The organism is Streptomyces sp. NEAU-W12, from assembly GCF_026242095.1.
GTDB lineage: Bacteria > Actinomycetota > Actinomycetes > Streptomycetales > Streptomycetaceae > Streptomyces.
The window spans coordinates 40,554-57,997 of sequence record NZ_JAPJDM010000002.1 but is presented as its reverse complement, the minus strand read 5'-3'; the positions used below and the strand labels follow the sequence as shown (position 1 = coordinate 57,997).

Annotated in this window: 13 protein-coding genes; 5 read left to right on the top strand and 8 right to left on the bottom strand. The window is 71.5% G+C overall.

Annotated features, from left to right (window positions below; all coding sequences use genetic code 11):
- Window positions 1–75 precede the first annotated feature (75 nt).
- A complete protein-coding gene (locus tag ORI94_RS02490; RefSeq protein ID WP_266072024.1) occupies window positions 76–687 on the bottom strand; it encodes a cytochrome c oxidase subunit 3 in 612 nt (203 codons plus the stop codon).
- Between the two features lie 201 nt (window positions 688–888).
- On the opposite strand from ORI94_RS02490, the gene ORI94_RS02485 reads away from it, so the two are divergent.
- Window positions 889–1,290, top strand: coding sequence for a hypothetical protein (locus tag ORI94_RS02485; protein ID WP_266072023.1), 402 nt, complete (start codon window positions 889–891; stop codon window positions 1,288–1,290).
- Between the two features lie 29 nt (window positions 1,291–1,319).
- Here ORI94_RS02485 and ORI94_RS02480 read toward each other — a convergent pair whose 3' ends face one another.
- The 4 genes from ORI94_RS02480 to coxB all read right to left on the bottom strand — a co-directional run bounded on the left by ORI94_RS02480 (window position 1,320) and on the right by coxB (window position 5,876).
- Window positions 1,320–2,579 (bottom strand): L,D-transpeptidase, encoded by a 1,260-nt coding sequence (locus ORI94_RS02480; RefSeq protein ID WP_266072022.1) that lies wholly within the window; start codon window positions 2,577–2,579, stop codon window positions 1,320–1,322.
- A 176-nt stretch (window positions 2,580–2,755) separates the two neighbouring features.
- A complete protein-coding gene (locus tag ORI94_RS02475) occupies window positions 2,756–3,154 on the bottom strand; it encodes a cytochrome c oxidase subunit 4 (RefSeq protein ID WP_266072021.1) in 399 nt (132 codons plus the stop codon).
- Window positions 3,151–4,887, bottom strand: coding sequence for a cytochrome c oxidase subunit I (gene ctaD, locus ORI94_RS02470; RefSeq protein ID WP_266072020.1), 1,737 nt, complete (start codon window positions 4,885–4,887; stop codon window positions 3,151–3,153). The genes ORI94_RS02475 and ctaD overlap by 4 nt, the downstream gene beginning before the upstream one ends.
- Window positions 4,884–5,876 carry a cytochrome c oxidase subunit II gene (coxB, locus tag ORI94_RS02465; RefSeq protein ID WP_416237758.1) on the bottom strand — a complete coding sequence of 331 codons (993 nt, stop codon included), beginning with the start codon at window positions 5,874–5,876 and terminating at the stop codon, window positions 4,884–4,886. Before coxB ends, ctaD begins: the two co-directional genes overlap by 4 nt.
- A gap of 343 nt (window positions 5,877–6,219) precedes the next feature.
- On the opposite strand from coxB, the gene ORI94_RS02460 reads away from it, so the two are divergent.
- A complete protein-coding gene (locus tag ORI94_RS02460; protein WP_266072019.1) occupies window positions 6,220–7,638 on the top strand; it encodes a cysteine desulfurase/sulfurtransferase TusA family protein in 1,419 nt (472 codons plus the stop codon).
- A 297-nt stretch (window positions 7,639–7,935) separates the two neighbouring features.
- On the opposite strand, the gene ORI94_RS02455 is transcribed toward ORI94_RS02460, so the two are convergent.
- Window positions 7,936–8,910, bottom strand: coding sequence for a carbohydrate kinase family protein (locus ORI94_RS02455; RefSeq protein ID WP_266072018.1), 975 nt, complete (start codon window positions 8,908–8,910; stop codon window positions 7,936–7,938).
- Window positions 8,911–9,040: 130 nt separating this feature from the next.
- Between ORI94_RS02455 and ORI94_RS02450 the strand changes: the two genes are divergently transcribed.
- Together ORI94_RS02450 and ORI94_RS02445 are read left to right on the top strand one after the other, a co-directional pair.
- A complete protein-coding gene (locus ORI94_RS02450) occupies window positions 9,041–9,250 on the top strand; it encodes a hypothetical protein (RefSeq protein ID WP_266072017.1) in 210 nt (69 codons plus the stop codon).
- Window positions 9,251–9,417: 167 nt separating this feature from the next.
- Window positions 9,418–12,003 (top strand): hypothetical protein, encoded by a 2,586-nt coding sequence (locus ORI94_RS02445; protein WP_266072016.1) that lies wholly within the window; start codon window positions 9,418–9,420, stop codon window positions 12,001–12,003.
- Between the two features lie 108 nt (window positions 12,004–12,111).
- Here ORI94_RS02445 and ORI94_RS02440 read toward each other — a convergent pair whose 3' ends face one another.
- A complete protein-coding gene (locus ORI94_RS02440; protein ID WP_042173429.1) occupies window positions 12,112–12,468 on the bottom strand; it encodes a HesB/IscA family protein in 357 nt (118 codons plus the stop codon).
- A 327-nt stretch (window positions 12,469–12,795) separates the two neighbouring features.
- Between ORI94_RS02440 and nadA the strand changes: the two genes are divergently transcribed.
- Entirely contained in the window at window positions 12,796–13,980 is a 1,185-nt protein-coding gene (nadA, locus tag ORI94_RS02435) for a quinolinate synthase NadA (protein WP_266072015.1), read from the top strand.
- Between the two features lie 82 nt (window positions 13,981–14,062).
- Here nadA and ORI94_RS02430 read toward each other — a convergent pair whose 3' ends face one another.
- Window positions 14,063–17,221 carry an efflux RND transporter permease subunit gene (locus ORI94_RS02430; protein WP_266072013.1) on the bottom strand — a complete coding sequence of 1,053 codons (3,159 nt, stop codon included), beginning with the start codon at window positions 17,219–17,221 and terminating at the stop codon, window positions 14,063–14,065.
- Window positions 17,222–17,444: the final 223 nt, after the last annotated feature.

Sequence of the window (17,444 nt, the reverse complement as noted above, 5' to 3'; positions counted from 1 at the left end):
TACCCCGGTGTCAGGATCTTCTGCGTCGATGCTTCTGGTGGGTGCGCTTCTTCGAGCGCGCGGATTCGGGTCCGCCTACTTGATCATGTAGATCGTGGCGAAGAGGCCGATCCAGACGACATCGACGAAATGCCAGTAGTAGGACACGACGATGGCCGCCGTCGCCTGGTCATGGGTGAACCTCCGAGCCGCGTAGGTCCGGCCCAGGACGAGCAGGAAGGCGAAGAGACCGCCCAGCACGTGCAGGCCGTGGAAGCCGGTGGTCAGGTAGAAGACCGAGCCGTAGGGGTCGGAGGAGAGGGACAGGCCCTCGTGCTTGACCAGCTCGGTGTACTCGATGACCTGACCGCCGATGAAGACCGCGCCCATGACGAACGTGACGATGAACCACGCCCGGAGCTTCTTCACGTCACCGCGCTCGGCGGCGAAGACGCCGAGCTGGCAGGTGAGGGAGGAGAGCACCAGGATCGTGGTGTTCGTCAACGCGAACGGGAAGTTCAGCGTGTCGGCCTTCTCCGACCAGAAGTCGGGGCCGGTCACCGATCGCAGGGTGAAGTACATCGCGAAGAGGGCCGCGAAGAACATCAGCTCGGAACTCAGCCAGATGATGGTTCCGACGCTGGTGAGGTTCGGTCGATTGACCGACGGGTGCGCGTGCCCGGTGTCTACTGTCGTTGCTGTCGCCACGCCGACATTATGTCGGTCGCTTATCCCGCCCTCACCCCGGGGGGTGGTGTTCGGAGTGTCCGCCCCTCCTGTACTGCCCGGATGGCCCATCGAAGCGGTGTCCGAACCAGTGTTGACAAGCTGCCGGAAGGGGTAGCATCCGCGCCATCGGCACCACTGGTGCCCGACGATGCCGTGCCCCCTCACAAGCGTGGAGGAACAATGCAGGCGACCGCCACGGTGCTGGTCTACAGCGACAATTCCGGCACCCGGGAGCAGGTGCGGCTCGCCACCGGCCGGCGGCCCGCCCCGGACGTGCCCGTCGTGGAGTTCGTGGAGTGCGCGACCCTCCCGGCCGTCCTCAAGGAGCTGGAGCGGGGCGGGATCGACGTCTGCGTCCTGGACGGCGAGTCGACTCCCGTGGGCGGCATGGGCGTGTGCCGGCAGATCAAGGACGAGATCTTCCAGTGCCCGCCGGTGCTGCTGCTCATCGGCCGTCCCCAGGACGCCTGGCTGGCCACCTGGAGCCGCGCGGAGGCCGCCGTGACGCTGCCGGTGGAGCCGGTGGAGTTCGCCTCGGCCCTCGCCTCCCTGCTGCGCGAGAAGCACGCCCTGAACGCTTAGGGCCTGTCCTGGAGCCTGCCCGCCGGTGCTCACGCCGACTGGGGGCGCAGGCGTGCCTTCTCCTCGGAGGCGGGAGCGGTCCCGGTGCCGCCCGTCAGGGCGCTGCCCTCGCGCCACTGGTCCCAGCTGAGGTTCCAGTCGCCGAAGCCGTTGCCGAACGGTTCCATGGTGTCGCCGTCCGAGTTGACGACCTCGACGAGGTCGCCCTGGCCGAACGTGTCGAAGAACCACTCGGCGTCGCCGGTGCTCATGCCCACGCAGCCGTGGCTGACGTTGGCGTAGCCCTGGGAGCCGACGGACCAGGGGGCGGCGTGCACGTACTCGCCGCTCCAGGTCACCCTGGTGGCGAAGTGGACCGGCATGTCGTACGACTCGGAGGAGCCCTCGGCGATGCCTATGCTGGTGCTGCGCATCCGTACGAGGCGTTCCTTGGCGAGGACGACCTTGACGCCGTTGCGGGTCTCGAAGCCGGGCTTGCCGGCGGTGACGGGGATCGTCCTGACCTCCTCGCCGCTCTTGTAGACCTTCAGCCGGTGTGCCGCGACGTCGGCGACGGCTATGACCCGGTCGCCGGTTCTGAGGGTCAGTGACGCGGTCCTGGTGCCCCTCAGCCGGTCGCCGATCCGGATGCCCTCCAGGTTGCTGCGCATCCTGACGGTGGCGTTCTCGGGCCAGTAGTCCTTCGGGCGGAAGTGGAGCAGCTTGTCGTCCACCCAGTGCCAGGCGCCGTCCGCCGCGGGCGTGGAGGACACCTTCAGGCCGCGTTCCACGACGGCGCGCTGGGCGGGGTCCCGGACCGGCGCGGTCAGCTCGGCGGTGAGCGGTTGGCCGACGCCGTAGGTGCCCCTTCCGGGGCCGAAGGTGACCCCGAGGCTCTTGGCGGCGGCGGGCTTGCCGGTGGTGAAGGTGAGGACCTTGCGGCCCCGCGCCCCGTCCTCGTCCTCGGTGCTGACCCGGACCGTGTAGTCGGCGTCGGCGGCGAGCGGGGAGGTGCTGTGCCAGCGGCTGCCGTCGGCGGCGAGTTCGCCCGCCACGTGGCGGCCCGCGGCGTCCACGGCCGTGACGTCGGTGATGTGCTCCCCGGAGTCCTCGGCGACGAGCTCCAGGGGCTTGTCGGGGTCGGCCTTCTCCCCTTCGGAGGAGCCGCTGAAGCTGATCCGGTCCGTCGCGTCGTAGGGCTCGGCGGACAGCGGATCGCCGCCGGAGGAGCAGCCGGTGACGCCCGCGCCGAGGGCGATCACCAGCAGCGCGCAGCCGACGGCAGTGCGGTTTCGCGGATCACGTCTCATGAGTTCACGCTAGGGAGACTCGTCAACTGCGGCGCGCCGGAAGACTCGAACGAGTGATACGTAGTGCGGCAGACGCGGCAGACACGACGCAGGGCCCGGACACTCCCGAGGGAGTGTCCGGGCCCTGCGTCGTGTCGTCTGCCCCACGTCCTGCGGGTGCGTACCGCCGGCGCGTCCTACTGGGTGCGGTTCTCACCGCGGTAGTACTCGAAGACCCAGCCCCAGAGGCCGATCAGGATCAGCGGTGCCGCGAAGTACATCAGCCACCAGCCGACGGCGACGGACAGGAAGGCGATCGCGCCACCCAGGCCGAGACCGAGCGGCTGCCAGCTGTGCGGGCTGAAGAACCCGACCTCGCCGGCGTCGTCGGCGACGTCCGCCTCCTTGTCGTCCTGAGGGCCCACGTCGACCCGCCGGGCGGTGAAGCCCAGGTAGAAGCCGATCATGATGCTCAGGCCGAAGGCCAGGAAGAGGGCCGTGGTGCCGACCGGCTCCTTCGCCCACACGCCGTAGACCACCGCCACGGCGAGCAGGAAGGCGCTCAGCCAGATGAACATCTTGCCCTGGATCTTCACTTGCCGGCCTCCTTGCCACCGGAGAGGACCTTCTCACCGTGACCGGTGTTCTCGAGCTGGTCGAGCGCGGCGATCTCCGGGTGGTGCAGGTCGAACGCCGGGGATTCGCTGCGGATCCGCGGCAGGGAGGTGAAGTTGTGCCGCGGCGGCGGGCACGACGTCGCCCATTCGAGCGAACGGCCGTAGCCCCACGGGTCGTCGACCTCGATTTTCCTGCCGTACTTGGCCGTCTTCCAGATGTTGTAGAAGAACGGCAGCATCGACATGCCGAGCAGGAACGACGCGATGGTCGAGACCGTGTTCAGCGCGGTGAAGCCGTCGGCCGCCAGGTAGTCCGAGTAACGGCGCGGCATGCCCTCGGCACCCAGCCAGTGCTGGACCAGGAACGTGCCGTGGAAGCCGGCGAACAGCGTCCAGAAGGTGATCTTGCCGAGCCGTTCGTCGAGCATCTTGCCGGTGAACTTCGGCCACCAGAAGTGGAAGCCGGCGAACATCGCGAAGACGACCGTGCCGAACACCACGTAGTGGAAGTGCGCCACCACGAAGTACGAGTCCGAGACGTGGAAGTCCAGCGGCGGCGAGGCCAGGATGACACCCGTCAGACCGCCGAAGAGGAAGGTCACCAGGAAGCCCGCCGACCAGAGCATCGGTGTCTCGAAGCTCAGCGACCCCTTCCACATGGTGCCCAGCCAGTTGAAGAACTTCACACCGGTGGGGACCGCGATCAGGAAGGTCATGAACGAGAAGAACGGCAGCAGCACACCGCCCGTGACGTACATGTGGTGCGCCCACACCGTCACCGACAGGCCCGCGATCGCGATGGTCGCGCCGATCAGTCCCATGTAGCCGAAGATCGGCTTGCGGGAGAAGACCGGGATGATCTCGGAGACGATGCCGAAGAACGGCAGCGCGATGATGTACACCTCGGGGTGGCCGAAGAACCAGAACAGGTGCTGCCAGAGCAGCGCCCCGCCGTTGGCCGGGTCGAAGATGTGCGCCCCGAACTTGCGGTCCACCTCCAGCGCGAACAGCGCCGCCGCGAGCACCGGGAAGGCGAGCAGGACCAGCACACCGGTCAGCAGCACGTTCCAGGTGAAGATCGGCATGCGGAACATCGTCATGCCGGGAGCGCGCATGCAGATGATCGTGGTGATGAAGTTGACCGCACCGAGGATCGTGCCGAAGCCGGAGAACGCCAGACCCATGATCCACATGTCGGCGCCGACACCCGGCGAGCGGATGGCGTCCGACAGCGGGGAGTAGGCGAACCAGCCGAAGCTGGCGGCCCCGTCCGGGGTGAGGAAGCCGCCGACCGCGATGAGCGAGCCGAACAGGTAGAGCCAGTAGGCGAACATGTTCAGCCGCGGGAAGGCGACGTCGGGCGCGCCGATCTGGAGCGGCATGATCCAGTTCGCGAAGCCGGCGAACAGGGGCGTCGCGAACATCAGCAGCATGATCGTGCCGTGCATCGTGAACGCCTGGTTGAACTGCTCGTTCGACATGACCTGCAGGCCCGGCCGGGCCAGCTCGGCGCGCATGACGAGCGCCATCACGCCGCCGATGCAGAAGAACACGAACGACGTCACCAGATACAGCGTGCCGATCGTCTTGTGGTCGGTGGTGGTGAGCCACTTGACGACCACGTTGCCGGGCTGCTTGCGCCGGACCGGCTGCTCGCTCTCGTAGGAGCCCACAGACGCTGCGGCACCCTGGGGTTCATTGAGGATGCTCACAGGATGTTCGCCTCCCGGTTCTTCTCGTGGCTCGTCTGCTCGATGCCGGAGGGCACGTAACCGGTCTGCCCCTTCTCCGCGAGCTCCTGGAGGTGCTGCTCGTAGCGCTCGGGGGAGACGACCTTCACGTTGAACAGCATCCGGGCGTGGTCCACGCCGCAGAGCTCGGCGCACTTGCCGAGGAAGGTGCCCTCGCGGTTGGGGGTCACCTCGAAGGCGTTGGGGTGCCCCGGGATGACGTCCTGCTTCATCAGGAACGGCACCACCCAGAAGGAGTGGATGACGTCCCGCGAGGTCAGGACGAAGCGGACCCGCTTGCCCTCGGGCAGCCACAGGGTGGGGCCCGGGTTGTTGGTCTGCGGGTTCCGCGTGGAGGGGGTGCCGCAGTCGTTGACACCGCCGGCGTCGGCCGGGAAGGCCTCCTTGTAGCGGTCCGGGACCCCGTCGAGTTCCTTGGCGGTCCTGGCGTCGCCGGTGGAACCCTCGACGTTCTCGATGTAGTTGAAGCACCAGCTCCACTGGAAGCCGACGACGTTCACCGTGACGTCCGGCTTCGCCTGGAGCTTCATGAGCTCGGACTCGTCACGGGCCGTGAAGAAGAAGAAGACCGAGACGATGATGAGCGGAACCACGGTGTACAGCGCCTCGATGGGCATGTTGTACCGGGTCTGCGGAGGTACCTCGACCTTGGTGCGGCTGCGCCGGTGGAAGAAAGCACTCCACAGGATCAGACCCCACACCAGCACGCCGATGGCGAGCGCGGCGGCCCAGGACCCCTGCCAGAGGGAGAGGATCCGGGGAGCCTCTTCCGTGGTGGGGGTGGGCATACCAAGGCGAGGGAAGTCCTCCCACGTGCAACCGGTGGCGGTTGCCAGGACCAGGCCCGCGGTCAGTGCCTGCAGCAGCTTCCGCCGCATCGGGCGCCGCAGCTTGGGGGTACCTCCCACGCCCTTCAGGCAGTGGGGGAGGTCGGAGCCGTTGGGACTCACGTAGCGCCTTCCCGAGAGTCTCGCCCGCGCTGTACGGCTGCGGCCTGGCCTTCTCGCTGGTCGGTCGCCGCCCTGCGTCGGGCAGGGGTTTGGATGTTTATGCGGACCAAACCCTAGCCGACGCCTTCCGGGGGCTCGCGGGGAGGGGGGCATACGCGCCGCCCGTCACCCCGAAGGGGTGGGAAGGCGCGCCCAATGGCCGGGAGTGCGGCTTGTGCGCCGGTAACGGCCTGGCCCGGCAGGCACGGAGGGCTCCGGGGCGCGCACGCCCCCTCACCTTCCACACGCCCTGTCCTGCCCTCCCCCGCCCCTCCCGGCCGGGCCCGCGGCTTACCGTTGCCGTATGTCCTACTTCGACGCCGCGTCCGCCGCTCCGCTCCATCCCGTCGGCCGTCAGGCCCTGTTGGCCGCGCTGGACGAGGGGTGGGCCGATCCGGCACGGCTGTACCGGGAGGGCAGGCGGGCCCGGCTGCTGCTGGACGCGGCGCGCGAGGCGGTGGCGGAGGCGGTGGAGTGCCGTCCGGACGAGCTGGTGTTCACGCCGTCCGGCACGCGGGCGGTGCACGCCGGGATCGAGGGGGCGCTGGCCGGGCGCCGACGCGTGGGGCGCCACCTGATCGTGTCAGCGGTCGAACATTCCTCTGTCCTCCACGCAGCTGAGGTCCACGAGGCGCGGGGCGGTTCGGTCACCGAGGTCGGAGTGGACCGCACGGGTGCCGTGGCCCCGGACGCGTTCGCCGGGGCGCTGCGGCCGGACACCGCGCTGGCCTGTCTCCAGTCGGCCAATCACGAGGTGGGGACGGTGCAGCCGGTGGCCGAGGTGGCCGGGGCGTGCCGGGCTGCGGGTGTGCCGCTGCTGGTGGACGCGGCCCAGTCGCTGGGCTGGGGGCCGGTGGCGGGCGACTGGTCGCTGCTCACGGCGAGCGCCCACAAGTGGGGCGGCCCGCCGGGTGTAGGACTGCTCGTGGTGCGCAAGGGGACGCGGTTCGCCCCCCAGGGGCCGGCGGACGAACGGGAGTCGGGGCGGGCGGCCGGGTTCGAGAACATCCCGGCGGTGGTGGCCGCGGCGGCCTCGCTGCGGGCGGTGCGCGCCGAGGCGGCCGAGGAGGCGGCCCGTCTGCGGGAACTGACGGAGCGGATCCGGGCGCGGGTGCCGGCGCTGGTGCCGGAGGCGGAGGTGACCGGCGATCCAGAGCGGCGGCTGCCGGGGATCGTCACCTTCTCCTGCCTCTACGTCGACGGGGAGACGGTGCTGCACGAGCTGGACGCCGCCGGCTTCTCCGTGTCGTCGGGTTCGTCGTGCACGAGCAGCACGCTCACCCCGAGTCATGTGCTGAGGGCGATGGGGGTGCTGAGCGAGGGGAACGTCCGCGTCTCGCTGCCGCCGGGGACACCGGCCGAGGACGTCGAGCGGTTCCTGACGGTCCTGCCGGGGGTGGTGGCCGGGGTGCGGGAGAAGCTGGGCGCGCCGGTGACGGCCGGGGGCGTACGGGGCGCGGAGCGGGACGGCGAGGGGAGCGGCGCGGCCGCGGCCGCCGGCGCACTGGTCGTGGACGCGCTGGGCCGGCGGTGCCCGGTCCCGGTGATCGAGCTGGCCCGGGTGATCGGCGACGTGCCCGTGGGCGGCACGGTGCGGGTCCTCGCGGACGACGAGGCCGCCCGGCTGGACATCCCGGCGTGGTGCGAGATGCGGGGGCAGGAGTACGTGGGTGAGGAGCCGGCGGACCGAGGCTCGGCCCATGTGGTCCGCCGGGTCTCGTGAACGGCGGCACCGGTGCCCTCGGGACCCCGGAACCCTCGTGGGGAGGCTGTTGACGCGTCGGCCGGCCGACGCCGGCCGGCCCCGAGGCCGTGAGGGGGACGTCCGCCCCGGCGGCACACCGCCCGGGCGGACGTCCCGGTGGGACGGACGCGCCCCTCGTGGCCCGTCGCGGAATGCGCCGACAGCGTCCGCGGGAACACCGGCCCTCGAGGACCGGGGGCCGCGGGAACCCGGAACCTCGAGGACCGGTGGCCCCGGGGCCCGGTGACCCGCCGGAGGTCGTGCACCCCCGGTGGCTCAGGCCAGGTGCTTCTTCACCTCTGCCGCGGGCTCTTCGCCGTAGGCCCGGGCGAAGCGCTCCATGAAGTGGGCGCGGCTCAGCTCGTACTCCTGGGTGCCGACGGTCTCGATGACCAGGGTGGCGAGCATGCAGCCGACCTGCGCGGCACGCTCCAGCGAGACACCCCAGGTCAGGCCGGACAGGAACCCGGCGCGGAAGGCGTCGCCCACTCCGGTCGGGTCCGCCTTGCGCTCCTCCTGGGCGCAGCCGACCTCGATGGGGTCCTCGCCCGCACGCTCGATGCGCACCCCGCGGGAGCCGAGGGTGGTGACCCGGTGGCCGACCTTGCCGAGGATCTCGGCGTCGGACCAGCCGGTCTTGCTCTCGATGAGCCCCTTCTCGTACTCGTTGGAGAAGAGGTAGGTCGCCCCGTCCAGCAGTATCCGGATCTCCTCCCCGTTCATCCGGGCGATCTGCTGGGAGAAGTCGGCGGCGAACGGGATGTTCCGGGTGCGGCACTCCTCGGTGTGCCGGAGCATGCCCTCCGGGTCGTCGGCGCCGATGAGGACCAGGTCGAGGCCGCCCACGCGGTCGGCGACGGCCTTCAGCTCGATCAGCCGGGCCTCGCTCATCGCGCCCGTGTAGAAGGAGCCGATCTGGTTGTGGTCGGCGTCCGTGGTGACCACGAAGCGGGCGGTGTGCAGCGTCTCGGAGATACGGACGGAGCCGGTGTCGACGCCGTGCCGCTCCAGCCAGGCCCGGTACTCGTCGAAGTCGAAGCCCGCGGCGCCGGCCAGGATCGGCCGGGTGCCGAGCTGCCCCATGCCGAAGGCGATGTTCGCGCCCACGCCGCCCCGGCGTACGTCGAGGTTGTCGACCAGGAAGGACAGCGAGACCGTGTGCAGCTGGTCCGCGACGAGCTGGTCGGCGAAGCGGCCGGGGAAGGTCATGAGGTGGTCGGTGGCGATGGAGCCGGTGACTGCGATGCGCACGGCGTGGACTCTCCTGAGGGAGGGGGATTGACGGTCCACGCTATCGGGTGGACGCCGCTCGTTGAAGACCGACAAAACTACCCGATAGTAGATCTTTCGTCGTGACCCGCGGCCTGCGTACGGTGCCGACATGACGAACCTCAAGGTCCATGCCCCCACTCAGGCCGACCTGGAAGGCGACCTGGCGTCGCTGCGCGGCGACTGCGCCCGGATGGCTCCCCGCTGGACGGCACCGGACCGGGGCTCCGCCCGCCCGGTCCCTCCGTCCCTGATCCACGGCGTGTCCGTGCCCTCGTCCTCCGCCCGGCTGCTGGACGCGATGTCCGAGTACGGGGACTGAACACCGGATTTCTCCGCGGCCGGACCGGCGCCCGGGGAACCGTGCGCTCCTCCGTTGCGTCCCATCGCTGTCCCCCGTAAAGGGGACGCGGGATACGACCCCTCAGCAGTCCGGGTGCGACCGGGCAGGGTCTTCAGGGACAGCTGTGCAGCCGAAGGAGCGATGCGGTGAACACCGAGCGACCCGACAACGACGACGCCGAGGCACGGGCCTTCGGCAGCGCGCGCGACACCGGGGGCGCTTCGGCCGACGGAGCGGACGCCCCGCGGGGCGTCCGCTCCCGGGACGCCGCCGCCGCGCCCGGCCCCGCCTCCGAAGCTCCCGCTGACGGGGCCGGGGAGCAGCGGGAGGGCGCCGAGGCGGAAGGCGGCCGGGCGCCGGGGGGCGGGCACGAAGGGGCCCCGGAGGCGGCAAACCCCCGTGCCACCCCCGGACAGGCCGAGGACACGACGACCGGCAGGACAGCCGGCGCGGCGACGGGGGACGCCGAAGGCGGGGGCCCGGAGAGCGGATCCGCGGCGGCCCCCCGAGGCCGGGGTGAGCATGCGGCACCCGAAGACCCCACGCCCGAAGCTCCGCCCGCCGGGGACGCGCAGGCCGGCTCCTCGCCCGCCGGCGCGTCCGCGGCGTCTACGCCGTCCGCGCCGAAACCTGTGGACACGGACGCGGGCGTACCCCGCGCGGAATCCGGGGCAGTGCGGGCGGACGCCTCCGGAACCCGGGCCGGGGAGACCGGTTCCGTACGCGCCGACGCCCACGCGTCGTCGGCCCCGGAGGGCGCGGGCGCGACCGCGTCCGAGGCGCCGGGGGCCGACGACGCCGAGGTCCCGACGCCGGATTCCGCAGCCGCCGCGAGCGATGCCGCGCAGGCCGGCGAAGCCGGGGACCAGACACCGAAGAGCACGCCCGGGAGGGCGCACGGCGGCGGGGCCGAGAGCCCGGAGGCCGGGGTGCCGGCCCCCGGAGGCTCACAGCCCGACGCCGCGAAGACGGACGGCGGCGCGGGCCGGGCCGCCGGGAGCGGGTCCGTGGAGGATGCCCCCCGGGGCGGGGGCGGGGCCGCGGTGGCCGAAGAACCGGAGGCCGGAGCCTCGGCCCCCGGGGTCTCCGGGCCCGACGCGCCCGCATCCGGAGGGGCGGCCGGGGAACGCGAGACCGGCACGGCCGGGGCCTCACCCGTACGGGCAGCCGGCGGCGACGGTCCGGTGCCGGGCGCGGACGAGGGACGTACCGGCGGGGGCCACGGTGCCGGCGCGGCCCCCGCCGGCGTACCCGGCGGCGACGGGCACGGAGCCGGGCGGCGGCGGTCGCCGGGGCTGGTGGCGGCGGTGGCCGCGGCGGTGCTGCTGGTCGGGGGCGGCGGGGCGTATCTCGCCGCCGGCGCCTCCGGCGGGCCGGACGGCGGGGGCACGGCTCCGGGGGCCGACGGGGAGGGCACTCCCCCGCCGCTCGCCCTCGACGCCTACCCCGGGGGCGGCGGGCACGGCATCGCGCCGGGTGAGCCCAACCCGTACGGCGCCGCCTACCGCGCCGACGGTCCTCTCCCCGACGGTCCCGACACGGCGCCGGTGTACCGCGCCCGGGGGCAGGTCACCGAGGCGCAGGTGGCCGGGCTCGCGGAGGCGCTCGGGATCGGCGGGAAGCCGGTGGCGGAGGGCGAGGCCTGGCGGATCGGCGGCAAGGACGGCAGTGGGCCCACCCTGCGGGTGGACCGCGGCGCCCCCGGCACCTGGACGTTCAGCCGGTACACGCCGGGCCCCGACGCCTGTACGGGCAAGGGCGGGGCGTGCAAGGCCCCGTCGGCCGGCGACGCCCCCGCGGTGAGCGAGGAGGCCGCGAAGAAGGCCGCCGCGCCCGTGCTGAAGGCGCTGGGCCAGGACGACGCGAAACTCGACGCCGGCCAGGTCACGGGCGTCAAGCGGGTGGTGAACGCGGAGCCGGAGGTCGGCGGTCTGCCGACGCACGGCTGGACGACCGGCGTGGTCGTCGGCGCCGGGGGCGAGGTGGTCGGCGGCAGCGGCCGGCTGTCGACGCCGGCGAAGGCGGACACGTACCCCGTGGTGGGCGCCGAAAAGGCGCTGGAACTGCTGAACACCGCACTCGGCGCCGGCGGGCGCGCGGAGATCGGCGGCTGTGCCACTCCCGTACCGCTGGAGGACGGCGACCGGCAGGAGCGGCAGGAGCCGTGCGTCACGGCGTCGCGCCTGCCCGCCGAGGACACGGTCGTGGTCGAGGGGGCGGTGTTCGGGCTGGCCGCGCACGCGGTGGACGGGCAGCAGGCGCTCGTGCCGTCCTGGCTGTTCGAGGTGCGGCCGACGGACGCGCAGGACGGCGGCACGGTGACGTATCCGGCGGTCGAGCCGGAATACCTCGCCCCGCGGGCGCGGTCCGGGGAATCGAGCACGGAACCGGCAAGGCCGGGGGACGGCGACCGGCCGACCTCGTCGCCGACGGCGCGCGAGGTGGCCGTCGAGGGCTACACCGCCGAGGGCGACGAGCTGACGGTGACCTTCACCGGCGGGGTGTGCGCCGACTACGCGGCGGCGGCGAGCGAGAGCGGCGGCCGGGTCACGGTCACCGTGACCGAGACGCCCTGGCCGGACGAGGTCTGCATCCTGATCGCCAAGCAGTACCAGCAGACGGTGCGGCTCGACGCGCCGCTGGGTGCCCGCGAGGTGGTGGACGCCGACGGTGAGCCGGTGCCGCTGCGCAAGGACGGCGCGCGGCTGCCCGCGCCGCCCTCGAAGGGGTGACGAGGGGCTGAAGGCCCAAAGGCGGCGGCCCCGTCCGGACGGGGCCGCCGCCTCCGTGGTGCCGGCGCGCCGCCCGGGAACGGGTCCCGGAGCGGAGTCGGGGACCGCTCAGCTGAAGGAGTCGCCGCAGGCGCAGGAGCCCGTGGCGTTCGGGTTGTCGATGGTGAAGCCCTGCTTCTCGATGGTGTCGACGAAGTCGATGGTGGCACCGCCCAGGTACGGGGCGCTCATCCGGTCGGTGACGACCTTGACGCCGTCGAAGTCCTTCTCCACGTCGCCGTCGAGGGAACGCTCGTCGAAGAAGAGCTGGTAGCGCAGGCCGGAGCAGCCGCCGGGCTGGACGGCGACGCGCAGGGCGAGGTCGTCACGGCCTTCCTGGTCGAGCAGCGCCTTGACCTTGGCCGCGGCGGCTTCGGTCACGATGATGCCGTCGGTGGCGGTGGTGGTCTCGTCCGATACGGACATCTACATCTCTCCCGGGTTGTACGGAGACTGCTTGCCGACGGTTGCAACCGACGGGGCCGCGGATTCATTCCGGGCCGGGAACGTGTTCTCTCGGCTCCGTCTTCATGCTCGCACACGCCCCGTCGAGCGGAAAACGGCCCGGGCGGGGAATGCGCGAGCCGCCGCCGGGATTCACGTCACATGGACGCTATGGCCGTCGTCAAACCGACGCGAGCCGGTTATGATAGATAGCGTCAATTCGACGAAAAGTCGAACCGGTGTCCCGCTTGTCCCGCCGGTCCGGTCCTCACGGGCCCGGCCGACCGCAGAACAGAAAGGGTGCGTGTCGTGACCACCGCCCAGACCCAGGAGCTCGACGTACAGCCGACGCCCCTCGCCCTGTTGCTCCTCGGCCGGGAGGCCGACCCGAGGAGCGAGCGCGGTGTGGAGTGTCCCGGCGACCTCCCCTCACCGTCCGACCCGGACCTGGTGGAGCGCGCCCGCGCCGCCAAGGAGAAGCTCGGGGACAAGGTCTTCGTGCTCGGCCACCACTACCAGCGCGACGAGGTCATCCAGTTCGCCGACGTCACGGGCGACTCGTTCAAGCTGGCCAGGGAGGCCGCCGCGCGCCCGCAGGCCGAGTACATCGTGTTCTGCGGTGTGCACTTCATGGCCGAGTCCGCGGACATCCTCACCGGCGACGACCAGAAGGTGGTCCTGCCGGATCTCGCGGCCGGCTGCTCCATGGCGGACATGGCCACCGCCGAGCAGGTCGCGGAGTGCTGGGACGTGCTGACCGAGGCCGGGATATCCGACCGGGTCGTACCCGTCTCGTACATGAACTCCTCCGCCGACATCAAGGCCTTCACCGGCAGGCACGGCGGCACCATCTGCACCTCCTCCAACGCGAAGCGCGCCCTCGACTGGGCCTTCCAGCAGGGCGAGCAGGTCCTCTTCCTCCCCGACCAGCACCTCGGCCGCAACACCGCGGTGCGGGACCTGGGGATGTCCCTGGAGGACTGCGTCGTCTACAACCCGCACAAGCCGAACGGCGGACTGACGGCGGACGAGCTGCGGGCCGCGAAGATGATCCTGTGGCGCGGCCACTGCTCGGTGCACGGCCGCTTCAGCCTGGACTCGGTCAACGACGTGCGCGAGCGCGTTCCGGGCGTCAACGTCCTGGTGCACCCCGAGTGCCGGCACGAGGTCGTGGCCGCGGCGGACCACGTCGGGTCGACCGAGTACATCATCAAGACGCTGGAGGCCGCCCCGGCCGGTTCCAGGTGGGCGATCGGCACGGAGCTGAACCTGGTGCGCCGGCTGGCGAACCGTTTCGCCCCCGAGGGCAAGGAGATCGTCTTCCTGGACAGGACGGTCTGCTTCTGCTCCACGATGAACCGCATCGACCTCCCCCACCTGGTGTGGGCCCTGGAGTCGCTGGCGGAGGGCAACCTGGTCAACCGCATCGAGGTGGACAAGGAGACCGAGGAGTTCGCCAAGCTGGCCCTGGAGCGGATGCTCGCACTGCCGTGACGCGCAGTGCGGTGACCGGCGCGGCCCCGGCCGCCCCCGCGGTTCCGGGGGGGCCGTCGCCGTTGTGCGGGGCGCGAGCAGGTCAGACCTGCGCCGGCTTCGGGTCGCCCGCGGGTCCGGCGGACCCACCGGGTTCCCCGGACGTCTCCGACGTCTTCGGCTCCTCGTCCGCCGTGCCCTTCTTCAGCGCCTTCTTCTTCGCGCGCCGCTCCTTGCGGAGCTCCAGCATCGCGTAGAGCGTCGGCACCAGGAGCAGGGTCAGCACCGTCGACGTGATCAGGCCGCCGATCACCACCACGGCCAGCGGCTGGGCGATGAAGCCGCCCTCACCGGTGACGCCGAGCGCCATCGGGAGCAGGGCGAAGATCGTCGCCAGGGCCGTCATGAGGATCGGGCGCAGCCGGTGCCGGCCGCCCTCGATCACGGCCTCGACGACGCCGTGGCCCTGGGCGCGGTACTGGTTGATCAGGTCGATCAGCACGATCGCGTTGGTGACCACGATGCCGGTCAGCATCAGCATGCCGATCATCGCCGGGACGCCCATCGGGGTGCCCGTGACGATCAGCAGGCCGATCGCGCCCGTCGCCGCGAAGGGGATGGACACCAGCAGGATCAGCGGCTGGGCGAGCGACCGGAAGGTGCCGACGAGCAGCATGAAGATGATCGCGATCGCCGCGAGCATCGCCAGGCCCAGGTTGGCGAACGCCTCGTCCTGGTCCTCGGACACACCGCCGATCTCGGCCGTCGCGCCCGCCGGGAGGGTGAGCGCGTCGATCTTCGTCTGGAGCTCGGCGCTGACCGCACCGGTGTTGTCACCGGTCGGGCGGGCGGTGACGGTGGCGGAGCGCTGGCCGTCGATCCGGGTCATGGACACCGGGCCGTCCTTCAGCTCGACGGTGGCGATGTCGCCCAGCTCCACCGGGCCCAGGCGCAGCTTCTTCAGCTCGGCCAGGGTGGTGGCCGGTTCGGCCGAGCGGATGACGACGTCGCGCTCGGTGTCGTCGAGGACCGCCTTGGCTGCCGGGGTTCCCCGGACCGCCTGGGCGACGGCCGCGCCGAGCGTCTGGCTGTTGAACCCGGCCGCGGCGGCACGGGAGGTGGCCTCCACGGAGATCCGCGGGACGCTCTGCGACAGGTCGCTGGTCACGTCCGTGACGTCGTCCAGCGAGGCCACGGCCTCCTGCACCTGGTCGGTCGCCTTGCGCAGCACCTGCGCGTCGGCCGCCTTGACGACGACGCTCAGGTCCTGGCTGGCGAATCCGTCGCCGCCCGCGATGGTGGTGGTGCCGATGCCGTCGAGTCCGGCGAGACCCTTCTCGAGGCGCTCCTGCACGTCCTCGGAGGACGCGGAGTCCTCCAGCATCACCTGGTAGCTGGCCTGGTTGGTGTCCGTGCCGCCGCCGAAGGCCGCCATGAAGCCGGACGAGCCGATGGTGACCTGGTGGTCCCTGACGCCCTCGGTGTCGCCGAGCAGCTTCTCGACCTTCCTGGCCTGCGCGTCGGTCGCCTCGAGGCTGGTGCCGGGCTCCAGCTCCTGACGGACCGTGAGGACCTGCTGCTCGCCCTGGTCGAAGAAGTTGGTCTTGAGCAGCGGGGTCATGCCGAACGTGCCGATCAGGACGACGACCGCGATGGCGATGCTGGCCAGCCTGCGCCGGGTGGCGAAGCGCAGGACGGAGACGTAGAACTTCTGGAGGCGGCTCTTCGCCTCCTTCTCCTCGGCCAGCCTGCGGGCTTCCTCGGCGTCCTCGGGGGTGCCCTTCGGGGGACGCAGGAACCAGTACGACAGGACGGGGACGACCGTCAGCGACACCAGCAGGGAGGCGAGCAGCGCCGCCGTGACGGTGATGCTGAAGGAGCCGAACAGCTCGCCCACCATGCCGCCGACCAGGCCGATCGGCAGGAAGACGGCGACGGTGGTGAACGTCGCGGACGTCACCGCGCCGGCCACCTCGCGGACGGCGCCCAGGATCGCCTCACGGCGCTCCTCACCGTAGCCGAGGTGCCGCTTGATGTTCTCCAGGACGACGATGGAGTCGTCCACGACCCGGCCGACCGCGATGGTCAGCGCGCCGAGGGTCAGCATGTTCAGCGACAGGTCGCGCGTCCACAGCACGATCAGCGCGAGCACGACGGACAGCGGGATGGACACCGCGGTGACGAGGGTCGAGCGGATCGAGGCGAGGAAGACCAGGATCACCAGGACCGCGAAGACCAGACCGAGGGTGCCCTCGGTGGTCAGGCCCTCGATGGCCTTGGCGACGGCCGGGCCCTGGTCGCTGACGACCGTGAGTTCGGCGCCCGAGCCGAGGGACTCGCGCAGGTCGGGCAGCTTCTCCTCGACGGCGTCCGAGATCGCGACGGCGCTGCCGTCGTGGTCCATGGTGACGACCACGGCGAGGCTGGGCTCGCCGTTGGTGCGGGTGAGGGAGTCGGTCCTGGCCTCCTGCTGCTCGACCTCGGCCACGGAGCCGAGGCGGACCGGCTTGCCCTCACCGGGCTGTCCGGGGACCATCAGGTCCTCGATCTGCTCGAGCGAGGTGTAGCCGCCGCCGACCTGGACGGTGCGGTTGGCGCCGTCCTCGTCGAAGGAGCCGGCCGGGACGGTCGCGCCGCCCGCCTGGAGGGCCTGGGTGAGCGCCTGCGCCGTGAGACCGGCGTCGGCGAGCTTGGCGTCGTCGGGGGTGACGGTGACCTGGAGGTCCCGGACGCCGTCCACGGTGACCTGGCCGACGCCGTCGATGCCCTCGAGCCCGGTGACCACGGTCCGGTCGAGCCGGTCGGCGAGGGCCTGCTGGTCCTCGTCGGAGGTGACGGCGAGGACCACGGTCGGGATGTCGTCGGTGCTGCCGGCGACGACCTGCGGGTCCACGTCGTCGGGAAGCAGGACGCGGGCCCGGTTGACGGCCTGCTGGACGTCGGCGACGAGCTGTTCGGTGTCGTTGCCGAAGTCGAAGGACGCCATGATCACGGCGTTGCCCTCGCTGGCCGTCGAGGTGACACCGGAGATGCCGTCGACGGCCTCCAGGTTGTTCTCGATGGGCTCGACGACCTGCTTCTCCACCACGTCCGGGGACGCGCCCTGGTAGGGGGCGATCACGGAGACCATGGGCAGTTCGATGGTGGGCAGCAGCTGCTGCTTGAGCTGAGGTATCGCGATCGCCCCGAACACGAGCGCGATGATCGACATGAGACCGATCAGCGCGCGTTGCGCGAGGCTGAATCTGGCCAGCCAGGACATGGGTTACGGATCTCTCTTCTGTGAGCGTCTGTGAACGTCTGTGAGCGGTCGGAAGTGCGGTCGCCGGCGCCGCCTGACACACGGTCACGGGCACGGGCGGGGCACGGCCGGACCGAGCCGGGTGCGCGCTCTACACAGTGGCGCATCGGTGGGGTCGATCCGTAGGCCCGAGGTCCCGTTCCTCCGGGCGCCGACTACTCCCGCCGCAGTACGCGCGGTCGCG